This window comes from Coprococcus sp. OM06-34AC (assembly GCF_003462545.1).
GTDB lineage: Bacteria > Bacillota > Clostridia > Lachnospirales > Lachnospiraceae > Coprococcus > Coprococcus aceti.
Genome location: NZ_QTZF01000005.1, coordinates 204,701 through 216,291, shown reverse-complemented (window position 1 = coordinate 216,291; position 11,591 = coordinate 204,701). Strand labels below are relative to the sequence as shown.

The 11,591-nt window shown below is 46.3% G+C and carries 10 protein-coding genes; all 10 read left to right on the top strand.

Annotated elements, in window-relative coordinates; all coding sequences use genetic code 11:
• The first annotated feature begins 250 nt into the window (after window positions 1–250).
• A complete protein-coding gene (locus tag DXB91_RS10095; RefSeq protein ID WP_118017836.1) occupies window positions 251–1,267 on the top strand; it encodes a sugar ABC transporter substrate-binding protein in 1,017 nt (338 codons plus the stop codon).
• A gap of 168 nt (window positions 1,268–1,435) precedes the next feature.
• Complete coding sequence (locus tag DXB91_RS10090; RefSeq protein ID WP_015534061.1) at window positions 1,436–2,935, top strand: sugar ABC transporter ATP-binding protein; 1,500 nt, start codon at window positions 1,436–1,438, stop codon at window positions 2,933–2,935.
• Window position 2,936: 1 nt separating this feature from the next.
• The gene (locus tag DXB91_RS10085; protein WP_022215843.1) at window positions 2,937–3,956 is read left to right on the top strand and encodes an ABC transporter permease; all 1,020 of its coding nucleotides are present in this window, start codon (window positions 2,937–2,939) and stop codon (window positions 3,954–3,956) included.
• Between the two features lie 21 nt (window positions 3,957–3,977).
• Window positions 3,978–5,456 (top strand): glycoside hydrolase family 32 protein, encoded by a 1,479-nt coding sequence (locus DXB91_RS10080; protein WP_008402272.1) that lies wholly within the window; start codon window positions 3,978–3,980, stop codon window positions 5,454–5,456.
• Between the two features lie 21 nt (window positions 5,457–5,477).
• Window positions 5,478–6,443 (top strand): carbohydrate kinase family protein, encoded by a 966-nt coding sequence (locus DXB91_RS10075; protein ID WP_055280607.1) that lies wholly within the window; start codon window positions 5,478–5,480, stop codon window positions 6,441–6,443.
• A 202-nt stretch (window positions 6,444–6,645) separates the two neighbouring features.
• Window positions 6,646–7,824 (top strand): sugar transporter, encoded by a 1,179-nt coding sequence (locus DXB91_RS10070; protein WP_055280608.1) that lies wholly within the window; start codon window positions 6,646–6,648, stop codon window positions 7,822–7,824.
• Window positions 7,825–8,124: 300 nt separating this feature from the next.
• A complete protein-coding gene (locus DXB91_RS10065; protein WP_118017834.1) occupies window positions 8,125–8,640 on the top strand; it encodes a cysteine hydrolase family protein in 516 nt (171 codons plus the stop codon).
• Between the two features lie 33 nt (window positions 8,641–8,673).
• The gene (locus DXB91_RS10060) at window positions 8,674–9,597 is read left to right on the top strand and encodes an NUDIX hydrolase (RefSeq protein WP_118017832.1); all 924 of its coding nucleotides are present in this window, start codon (window positions 8,674–8,676) and stop codon (window positions 9,595–9,597) included.
• 46 nt (window positions 9,598–9,643) lie between these two features.
• Window positions 9,644–10,378 carry a nicotinamide riboside transporter PnuC gene (gene pnuC, locus DXB91_RS10055; protein WP_015534054.1) on the top strand — a complete coding sequence of 245 codons (735 nt, stop codon included), beginning with the start codon at window positions 9,644–9,646 and terminating at the stop codon, window positions 10,376–10,378.
• A gap of 16 nt (window positions 10,379–10,394) precedes the next feature.
• Entirely contained in the window at window positions 10,395–11,438 is a 1,044-nt protein-coding gene (locus DXB91_RS10050; RefSeq protein WP_118017830.1) for an AAA family ATPase, read from the top strand.
• Window positions 11,439–11,591 lie beyond the last annotated feature (153 nt).

Below are 11,591 nucleotides of genomic sequence, written 5' to 3'. Positions count from 1 at the left end.
CTGGTAAAATATTTACGTAAAAAATAATAAAAGACCCGCGAACCCTATAATGCAATCGGGCGTTATTTGTACAAAACGACGAATAAACAATAAATAAAACACTTGATATTGACAATAACCGACAAAGGTTATATCATCAAAACATGCAAGGGACGAAAAACAGTTTAAAATTTACGTAAATAAACCGGTTAAGAACAGTTTTTCGACAACGAATTAGCAAAGAAAACACATGATAGTGGAGGTAAAAATTATGAGAAAATTTAAAAAGTTATTAGCAGTTGGAGCATGCCTGTGCATGTCACTCAGTTTACTGGCAGGTTGTGGATCAGGAGCAGGAGGTGCATCAGACAGCGGTACATCTGAATCAGGTACAAAGCAGGAGAGCACAAAGTCATCTGACCTGTCATTTGCATTTTGTACAAACACACTCAACAATACATTCCAGAGTTCAATCGATGCCAAGCTCAAGGAGCTCTGCGATGCGAACGGAATATCGTATACATGTCTTGATCCTGACTACGATCTGAACACACAGCTCAGCCAGTTATCAGACGTGGCAAATAGTGGATACGACGCAGTGTTCATCATCCCGGTTGATTCAGCAGGTATCACATCAGGTCTTGCAGAGATCAAGGATGCAGGAATCCCAATCTTCAATGTAGATACAGCAGTTATCGAGGATGACATAGAGAACTTCGTAACACAGTTCGTTGGAACAAATGCTTACATGGCAGGACAGCTTGTCGGTGAGCAGATGGCTAAAGATTATCCGGACGGAGCAGACATTGCGATCCTTGACTTCCCATCAAATGAGAGTTGTGTAGACCGTGTAAATGGTTTCCTTGACGGACTCGGTGATAACAAGGATAAGTTCAACATTGTAGCACAGCAGGATGGCGAGGCAGCACTTGATGCATCAATGAGCCTTGCAGAGGATATCATCACAGCAAACACAGATCTTCAGGCATTCTTCTGTATCAATGATCCTTCAGCACTTGGCGCTGCAGCAGCAGTTAAGGCGGCCAACAAGACAGGTCAGATTGGTGTATACAGTATCGATGCTTCACCAGATGGCAAGCAGGCACTCCTCGACGGCGAGTTCACAGCAGTTGCATGTCAGGTTCCTGTACAGATTGCTGAGTACGCATTCAACGCAGCACAGAAGTATGTGGGCGGAGATACAACGATCGACGAGAAGAAGGTATATCTTGACTCACACCTCGTACTCAAGGATGAGGCTGAGCAGACAGTTAACGACTGGCAGTAAGGCCGGATCGAAGCCGGCAGTAACAGCACGGGGCTGCCCCCGGCTGGACATACATGACACAACGTAGGTGTATATAATACGGGAGAGACCGGGGATCTTAGATCTCCGGCCGAGATCCCGAAAAAGCAGGATAACAAAAGATCTATTTTAGAAACTTGGAGGTTTAATATGGGACAGACAGTTCTGGAAATGATAGGGATAAAGAAAAGCTTCTCCGGAATATATGCTTTAAGTGGCATCGACTTTTCCCTTGAGCTGGGAGAGGTACATGCACTGCTCGGTGAGAATGGTGCAGGAAAGTCCACACTGATCAAGGTCCTCGGCGGAATTTACCAGCCCGACAGCGGAATCATCAAGGTAAATGGCAAGGAGGTCAAGATCAACGGAGTTCCGGCTGCCAGAGAAAATGGTATAGGAATAATACATCAGGAAATCGTACTTGTTCCATATCTTTCGGTGGCACAGAATCTGTTTCTCGGCAGAGAGATAAGGACAAAGCTCGGAACGCTGGACTTTGCAGAGATGAACAGAAGAGCAGAGGAGATGATATCATCCCTCGGTGTGAATATAAAAGCAGACACTATAGTAGAAAATCTGACCATCGCACAGCAGCAGATGGTGGAGATCGTCAAGGCGGTCTCATTCAACGGTAAGATCATAGTTATGGATGAGCCTACCTCATCACTTTCAAATGAAGAGGTGGAGCAGTTATTTGAGATCATTGAGAATCTCAGAAAGAAACAGGTAAGTATAATCTACATCTCCCATAGAATGGAGGAGCTCTTCAGGATATCTGACAGAGTTACCGTCATCAGGGATGGTGCATACGTAGGAACAAAAAAGACATCAGAGACAAGCCCGAATGAGCTGGTTGCGATGATGGTAGGAAGAGATCTGGAGAGCTTCTATGCAAGAGATTACTGCGACATGGACAAGGCAGAGGTTGCTCTGGAGGTAAAGAATCTTTCCCAGACAGGTGTCTTTGAAGATATAAGTTTTTCGGTACACAAGGGCGAGATCCTGGGCTTCTCAGGTCTGGTCGGTGCCGGACGAAGTGAGATCATGGAGGCGGTATTTGGCGCGACACGGCCTACATCGGGAGAGGTGATACTCGGAGGAAAGCCGGTTCACTTCAAGAATCCAATGCAGGCTATCAAGGCAGGCATAGCACTGGTTCCGGAGGACAGAAAGAAACAGGGACTGGTACTCGGCAACAGCGTGGCATTCAACCTCACACTCTCATCCCTCAGATTCTATATGAATGGAATCGCAATAAGCGAGAAGAAGCGCGGCGAGGTAATAGACCATTATTCACAGAGACTTAGGATAAAGGCGGCATCGCCAGAGATTGAGGCGGGCAGCCTGTCAGGTGGAAACCAGCAGAAGGTGGTTCTGGGCAAATGGCTCGCGACCAAGCCGGATGTACTTATTCTGGATGAGCCGACCAGAGGCGTGGATGTAAATGCAAAATTTGAGATATACACAGTAATCAATGAACTGGCAAAGGAAGGCATAGCGATAATCATGGTATCCAGTGAGCTTCCTGAGATCATCAACATGTGCGACAACGTATGTGTGGTCAGAGCCGGAAGACTCGTGAAGAAGCTGTCAAAGGACGAGCTCTCACAGGAAGAGATAATGAAATACGCTGCAGGAGGTATCGAATAATATGGGCGAGACAAAGAAGAATTCAAAAGCAACTTCTATATTAAAGAACAATCCCCTGACATCCATAGTCAAGGGCAACATAGGAATCATAGTGGTTCTGATAATCATGTGTGTGGCGGTAGCACTTGCCACGGACAAGTTCCTCACGACCAACAACATCATATCAGTGCTTAGACAGATATCGATCAACACATACATAGCACTTGGAATGACACTGATAATTATACTTGGACACATCGACTTGTCAGTTGGATCGATAGTAGCCATGTCGGGAACCCTGACCGTAGGATTTATAGTTAACCAGGGACTCCCTCTCGGCGTTGCCATAGTAGCAGGACTTCTGGTTGGTACAGCAGCGGGCTTTATAAGTGGTTTTATAGTTGCTAACTTCAAGGTGCCTGCATTCATCATCACAATGGCCATGATGAACATAGCAAGTGGTATAGCTTATGTCTACACAGGTGGACAGTCAACACGTATCACCAACAAGATCTTCATCGAGATCGGAACAGGATACCTGTTCAATGTGATCCCACTCCCTGTAGTGTACATGGTAGTGCTCATCATACTGTTCAGCTTCATCCTCAGTAAGACAAAGTTTGGAACATATGTATATGCGATAGGTGGTAACCGCGAGGCTGCAAGACTCTCAGGTGTACCTATCAAGAAGATAGAGATCGTAGTATTTACAATATCTGGACTTCTCTCAGCATTTGCAGGACTTGTACTTTGTTCAAGAATGTACTCAGGCCAGCCTTCAGTAGGAAGCGGATACGAACTTGATGCCATCGCAGCCTGCGTACTTGGCGGAACATCCATGACAGGAGGTAAAGGAAGGATCAGTGGAACCGTATTTGGTGCCATGGTCATCGGAATCATCTCAAATGGTCTTAACCTTATCGGAGTGTCATCATACTGGCAGCTCATCATCAAGGGTCTTATCATCGCATGTGCGGTACTCCTTGATGGACAGAAGGGCAAGCTTGAGCTTCTCAAGAAGAAGAAACTGGCAGCAAACTAGTAGAAAGAGAGGACTGATAATATGGAGATTTTTAGAAAGATGTCCTTCGCGGATTCCACGGGAGATGCAATACCTTTCTACCACGAGGGCAAATATCATATATTCTCACTGACTTCCCCTCCGGGAACAACAGTGTACCCGGCAAGACTCAGAACAACATGGAGCCACAGTGTATCAGATGATCTGGTGCACTGGGAGGAGCTTCCTACAGCGCTCTATCCGGGCGAGGGCGACGAGCCGGATGCATCAGGAGTATGGACTGGATCAGTCATATACGGCGAGGGCAAATACCATGCATTCTATACAGGCTACTGCCTCACCGCAGAGTATCAGCAGACCATATGCCACGCTACAAGCGACGATGGAATCACGTGGGTGAAGGATGCAGCCAATCCGGTCATCACACCTATGATAGAGCTTTACGAGAAGCTTGACTGGAGAGATCCATATGTATTCTACAATGAGGAGGACAAATGTTACTGGATCCTCATATCAGCGAGAAGGTTGGATATGCCGATAACCAGAAGAGGATGTATAGTTCTCTACAGATCAAAGGATCTGGTCAACTGGGAATATTACGGACCGATATATTCACCGGGACACACCAACTGTCCTGAGTGCCCTGAGATGTACAAGATGGGAGACAATTGGTATCTCTCATACTCAAGATTCTCAGAATATGTAAATACAATATACAGAGTTGCAAAGTCACCATTTGGCCCATGGAGAAAGCCAAAGAAGGATGGCATAGGCGGAAGAAGATTCTACGCAGCCAAGTCCATGCAGGATGATGACGGCAGACGCTTCTACTTCGGTTGGGCTCACGACAGAGCAGACAGAAGCGACAGAGGTGAATGGTACTGGGGCGGAACCTTCTGCGTGCCGCATGAGGTAGTTGCCACAGCGGATGGAGGACTTGACGTAAAGCTTCCAAAGGAATATGAGCATGTATTTGAGAAGCCTGTGGCATGGGATTACATTCCTGTACTTGGAAATGCAGAGCTTCACGGAGACAGACTGGTTGAGATGGATTCAGTAAGCACATGTACATACGGATTCCTTGGACACAACGAGGAGAGCTACATGCTGAAGTGCAAGATCATGCCTAGAGAGGTGTATGACCATTTCGGTATACTGCTCAAGTCAGACAAGGAAGCAAGCGGATGCCTTCTCCTTGAGTTCGATGTGGCCATGCAGAGAGTGTCACTGGTAAATCTTCCTATGGGAGTTGACCCGTTCTGGGTTCAGTCCTGTCAGGCTGTGCCTCCTGCAACGGAGCCGGGCCCTGATGGAGTCAGAGTGTGCGAGAAGACATTTGACATAACAGAGGGCAGCGAGATAGATGTGAAGATCATCGTTGACCATGATATGGTGGAGGTATTTGTCGGAGAACAGGTGGCGTTTACATACAGAATATATGCGAAGCCTGAGTTTGAGACGGGACTTCTGGCACAGGATGCAAGAGTAGAATTCTATGACATAGAGATCACAGGAAAGTAAAATTCACAAGGAGGATCCAACATGGAAAAGAAATATGATGTTGTGGCTCTTGGTGAATTCCTGATAGACTTTACCCCTGCCGGAAGCACTGATTCCGGGATGAAGCTCTTCGAGCAGAATCCCGGAGGCGCTCCGGTAAACATGCTCACGGCAGTCGGTAAAGCCGGGCTTAAAACTGCCTTCATTGGTAAGGTTGGAGATGACATGCACGGCAATTTCCTTGTTGAGACGGCAAAGCAGGCAGGGATAGATACCAGAGGTATAGTGGTTGACAATACGGTATTTACCACTTTGGCATTTGTCACTCTGGATGAGAACGGAGAGCGTGAATTCTCATTTGCCAGAAAGCCGGGAGCGGACACAATGCTCTGTTACAAGGAAGTGGATGCCGACCTGCTAAGAGACACAAAGGTGTTCCATATAGGTTCGCTGTCTCTCACGGATGAACCGGCCAGAACCACCACGTTTCAGGCGGTGAAGGAGGCAAAGAAATACGGCGCGGTGATATCGTATGATCCGAACTACAGAGCACCGCTGTGGGACAGCAGAGAAAATGCGATGGAGAGGATGAAGAGTATTCTTCCATTTGTAGATATAATGAAGCTTTCGGACGAGGAAACAGCGCTACTCACACCATTTTCCGATCCGGAAGAGGCAGCAGAGTATCTTCTGGGAAGCGGCGTAAGACTTGTTGCGGTTACCCTGGGAAGTGAGGGTGTGCTGATATGCAGCAGGGATGGAAGCCGGAAGGTTCCCGGATTCGTCAGCCATGTGGTAGATACGACGGGGGCTGGAGATTCATTCTGGGGAGCATTTGTATCACAGCTTGTCAGAGCGGATAAGAGACTGGAGGAGTTCAGTATAGATGAGCTTGCAGAGTGTGCAAGATACGGAAATGCGGTTGCGAGCCTGTGTGTCGAGAAGCGCGGAGGACTCAGATCGATTCCTGAAGAGAGCGAGACATTTGAGAGACTCACAGTAAAGTAAGTGTACTACAATTTTTCACATAAAATTTTCCCTTAACCCTGAAGGCCGGAGAGTTTCCGGCCTTCTTTTTTGTACAATCTAACATTTGGACAGTATAACCATTCAAAAGTGCATTGACTCATAATTCCATTTCCTATAATATGTGGCTGGTGAACAAAAAAATAATCATATATACCACATATTATTAGGAAGAGGAATAAATATGAAGAGTAGATTGACGAGAAAAGAAATGCTTCCGCTTGTGGGAATGACCGTCTCGGCGTTCATATTCAACACATCGGAATTTATGCCAATTGGCTTGCTGACAGACATTGCAAAGTCGTTCAGCATATCGGAGTCGAAGGCGGGAATGCTTATCACAGTGTATTCGTGGATAGTCATGCTGTTGTCCCTGCCGCTCATACTTCTTGTGTCGAAGATAGATTTCAGGAAACTGTTCATGGGAACGATCGCACTGTTTGGAATATGCCAGATCATGTCCGTGATCGCGCCGACATACGGAGTGCTCATGGCATCGCGTATAGGCGTTGCGTGTACCCATGCGATATTCTGGTCGATAGCTTCACCGGTTGCAATAAGACTTGTAAATGAAGAACACAGATCATTTGCACTGAGCATGGTCGTGACTGGAACATCCATAGCTACTATAGCCGGGCTTCCGCTTGGAAGACTTGTTGGACAGTATATGGGATGGAGAGTTACATTCCTCATCGTTGGAATCATAGCATTTGCGGTTCTGGTGTACATGGCATTTGTATTCCCTAAGATCGCAAGCGGAGAGCAGTTCCATGTGAAGGATCTCCCTGCTCTTCTGAAGAATCCGGTGCTCATCTGCCTGTATATTCAGACGATACTGTTCGTGCTTGGATACTACACGGTGTACAGTTATATAGAGCCGTTCATGCAGCAGGTTGCAAAGCTCCAGAACAATGTCATCACTGTAGTGCTCCTGATATTTGGAGCGATGGGACTTCTCGGAAGCTATCTGTTCTCAAAGCTTTATGACAAGCACAGATTTGCATTCATCGGTACAGTCATGGCAACTCTTCTTGTGTGGCTGCTGCTTCTGCTTCCGGCGTCAAAGACGTTGGCGACCATGGTACTCCTATGTGCATTCTGGGGAATAACAGCCATGGCGTTCAATGTGACCACGCAGTCGGAGGTCATCAGAAGTGTTGATGAGAAGAGCTCCGCAGTGGCGACTGCCATATATTCAGGACTTTTCAACCTCGGTATCGGAGGTGGAAGCTGGATCGGCGGAATTGTGTGCGACAAGGGCGCGATATCATATATCGGTTTTGTAGGTGCGGTGTTCGCGGTTATATCGGTGCTGTTCTTTGCATTTGTACTGCTCAGGAAATTGAAGCAGAGCGTGGACTGATAGTGTGTTGTATATAAAAAATATGATAGAAATATAAAGGTGCGGCATAGCTGACATGCGGGTTTCGTTTGGAACGTGGAATATCAGCTATGCCACTTTTTCTATTGAGTTTCAAATAATGGGTTGACATATTATCAAAATGATAATATTATATAAAACAACCTGAAGATATTATCAAAACGATAATAATGGCGGCGGTGAGGGCACATGTATATGTACTTATATGCTTTATAAGGAATCCGCGCCTTTGTGGATTCCCTCATGAAAGCAGAAAGTTGAATGTGAAAAGGAGAAAAAATTATGGACAAAAACAAGAAAAAGACACTTATAGTAGTTGATATGCAGAATGATTTCATTGATGGGGCACTAGGCACAAAGGAGGCAGCAGCCATCGTGGAAAATGTGAAAGCAAAGATAAGAGAGTATGCTGACCGCGGGGATGAGATCATCTTCACAAGGGATACGCATTATGAGGACTACATGGAGACAAACGAGGGTCGTCATCTCCCGGTTCCGCATTGTATAGAGGAAACTGAGGGCTGGGAGATCGCAGCTGGTCTTGAAGTCCCGGGAGCCATATACATCAACAAGACCAGCTTTGGATATACAGGATGGGGAGACTTCGACCTTCAGGATGTTGAGATTGTAGGTCTCTGTACGGATATATGTGTCGTGTCGAATGCTCTGATCATCAAGGCTCTGTACCCGGAGATAAATGTCAAGGTGGATGCGAAGTGCTGTGCCGGGGTGACGCCGGAGAGCCATGAGGCTGCGCTGACGACCATGGCGATGTGTCAGGTGGACATAATCAGATAACGGCGGAAATATAAAGGAGGATGAAGCATACGTATGAAGACATATGAGATGAGTGACGAAGAGAAGGAATTCCTTGCCGGATATGACCTGACAAAATATGACAGGCCATCTGTTGCCGCGGATGTGGTTGTATTTTCAGTTATGAAGGATGACGAGTGCGAGGATGTAAGAAGACTTCAGGAGAAGAAGCTCAAGATACTACTGATAAGAAGAGGTGGATTCCCATATAAAGGAAGCTGGGCTATGCCCGGTGGGTTCTGCAGAAAAGGTGAGGATGTCATAGATTCGGCCAGAAGAGAGCTTTGCGAAGAGACTGGTATAGGAGATGCATATGTAAAGCTTGTCGGAGTGTATGGCGAGCCGGGCAGAGACCCGAGAGGCTGGGTCATATCATCAACTTATATGGCACTTATGAACGCCGGAGCCTGTAGCCTTAAGGCAGGAGATGATGCACAGGATGCAAGATGGTTTACGGTTGAACTGACAGAGGTGTCAGGCACAAGCGAAGAAATTGCGAAAAATGAAGTTGAAGCTTCATATAAAGTCCAAAACGGGAAAAGATACAGGCTGGTTCTCAAGAATGCAGACTCTGATATAAAACTTACGGCAGTGCTGCGAAAAACAGATATGAGCTCATGCGGACGAAGCTCGGACAGCTACGACATAGAGGAATGTGAAGGACTGGCATTTGACCACGCAAGAATCATAACAGAGGCGGTGCTAGGACTGCGGGAGGATGTCAGGAGAGATATGAAGCTGGCATTTGACCTGCTGCCGGATAGATTTACACTCACTGAGCTTCAGAATGTATATGAACAGATATGGGACATGGAACTTACCACACCTAACTTCAGAAGAAAGATTGTGGAATATGTTGAGGAGACTGATGCATATCAGTCCGGTGAGAGATACAGACCTGCCAAACTGTTCACGCGAAGGAATGATGCAAGGAAGTAGAGACTATAGTGTAGTGGATTGATGTTTAAAAGGGAGGAATGAATAGATGACATTTAAGAAATTTATAAAAAATGAGATAGAGGGCTGGAAGAAGCTGGAGGTCACCTGGCTGCTTATCGCATGTGCAGTCATCGTGGGGCTGTCCATATATTGGGATGATACGGTTATGGGGATCATATCGTCCACCACAGGCGTGGTCTGTGTAGTGTGCACGGGAAAAGGAAAGTTGTCAGCGTACATATTCGGTCTTGTGAATACTGTGCTTTACGCGGTTATATCGTATAAGGCTGCACTGTACGGAGAGACGATGCTCAATGCGCTATATTATGTGCCTATGCAGTTTGTTGGATTCTATGTGTGGTCAAGGCATATGAATGATGAGACGCATGAGGTCAGAAAGAAACACATGAAGGCGGTGGGAAGGATATTCATGGTGCTGGCGGTGGCACTTGGCACATTTCTGTATGGGCTGCTGTTAAAGAGACTCGGGGATGCCATGCCATTTGTGGATGCGTTTACAACGGTTTCATCGGTTGTGGCGATGGTTGTATCTGTAAGAATGTTCGCGGAGCAGTGGTGGATATGGATTGCGGTAGATGTGTTTACAATATATATGTGGGCACAAAACTTTGTGAGTGGCAATGACAACATAGCAACGCTGCTCATGTGGATAGTGTACCTTGGAAATGCCGTTATTATGTGTGTCAGATGGGAACGTGAGGTCAGAAGAAATCGCCTGGACGAAGTACACGTTTTCGAAGACGGCACGGCAACAGAGTAAGGGAGGCTGACAAGTTATGTATAGATATAAGGTAGGAATGTATGGGGGTTCGTTTGATCCACTCCATATAGGGCACATCCATGACATCATACGTGCTGCGGCGATGTGCGAGGAACTGTATGTGATGATAAGTTGGTGCGAGGGCAGAGAGTCCACCTCTAAGGAACTGAGATATCGCTGGATACTTAACAGTACAAGACATCTGCCAAATGTGAAGATAATCATGATAGAGGACAAGGCGGTCTCAAAAGAAGAATATAATACGGATTATTATTGGGAAAAGGGAGCACAGGATATCAAGGACACGATAGGAAAGCCTATAGATGCAGTGTTCTGCGGTTCGGATTATCTTGGAACCGGTAGATTTGAGAGCCTGTACTGTCCGGGGAGTGAGGTCGTGTACTTTGACAGGGCGGAGGTTCCGGTATCCTCGACAGAGATACGTGAGTGGGCGACGGCACACTGGGAGTATATTCCAGAGGTGTGCAGGGATCACTACGTCAGAAAGGTTCTGGTGGTCGGCGGTGAATCCACAGGAAAATCCACACTGGTTGAGAATCTTGCGCTGGCATATAACACGAACTTTGTACGGGAGATAGGACGTGACACCTGTGAGTACGCGGGTGGCGAGGAGTTCATGGTTGAAGATGATCTGGTGGAGAATTTCATCAGACAGAAGGACGAGGTCCGCAGGGCAGCCAGGCATAGCAACAGACTGTTGTTTGTGGATACCGATGCACTGACTACAGGATTTTATTGTGATCTGCTCATGGATGATGATGAACAAAAACGCAGGCTTACAGATATGGCGGGCGCGATAAATGCAACAAATGAGTGGGATCTTGTGTTGTTCCTTGATCCTGATGGAACGGATTTTGTCCAGGATGGGACCCGGAATGAGAAAATAATGCGGGAGAGATGGCATTACAGTGATTTGCTCAAGGCGTGGTTTGACAAGTATGGGGTACACTGTGAGACGATATCGGGAGATTATCTTGACCGGTTCAACACTGCGAAAAAACTGATTGAGGAACGACTTGCGATAACAACTGTATTTTAAATGACAAATGATCATATATATTAACATTCACAACATGGTTTTTAAAACAACATGTTGTGGATGTTTTTGTCTGTTTTTTATCGTATTTATGACTATGAATAAAATGCCAATGATGATACAATAGTAGATAATGTAACAACTATTATAGTAGGA

Excerpts from the sequence above, each read along its gene's own strand:
- DXB91_RS10085 (WP_022215843.1), top strand. The coding sequence starts at position 2,937 with ATGGGCGAGACAAAGAAGAATTCAAAAGCAACTTCTATATTAAAGAAC.
- DXB91_RS10065 (WP_118017834.1), top strand. The coding sequence starts at position 8,125 with ATGGACAAAAACAAGAAAAAGACACTTATAGTAGTTGATATGCAGAAT.
- DXB91_RS10075 (WP_055280607.1), top strand. The coding sequence starts at position 5,478 with ATGGAAAAGAAATATGATGTTGTGGCTCTTGGTGAATTCCTGATAGAC.
- DXB91_RS10080 (WP_008402272.1), top strand. The coding sequence starts at position 3,978 with ATGGAGATTTTTAGAAAGATGTCCTTCGCGGATTCCACGGGAGATGCA.
- pnuC (WP_015534054.1), top strand. The coding sequence starts at position 9,644 with ATGACATTTAAGAAATTTATAAAAAATGAGATAGAGGGCTGGAAGAAG.
- DXB91_RS10060 (WP_118017832.1), top strand. The coding sequence starts at position 8,674 with ATGAAGACATATGAGATGAGTGACGAAGAGAAGGAATTCCTTGCCGGA.
- DXB91_RS10070 (WP_055280608.1), top strand. The coding sequence starts at position 6,646 with ATGAAGAGTAGATTGACGAGAAAAGAAATGCTTCCGCTTGTGGGAATG.
- DXB91_RS10050 (WP_118017830.1), top strand. The coding sequence starts at position 10,395 with ATGTATAGATATAAGGTAGGAATGTATGGGGGTTCGTTTGATCCACTC.
- DXB91_RS10095 (WP_118017836.1), top strand. The coding sequence starts at position 251 with ATGAGAAAATTTAAAAAGTTATTAGCAGTTGGAGCATGCCTGTGCATG.
- DXB91_RS10090 (WP_015534061.1), top strand. The coding sequence starts at position 1,436 with ATGGGACAGACAGTTCTGGAAATGATAGGGATAAAGAAAAGCTTCTCC.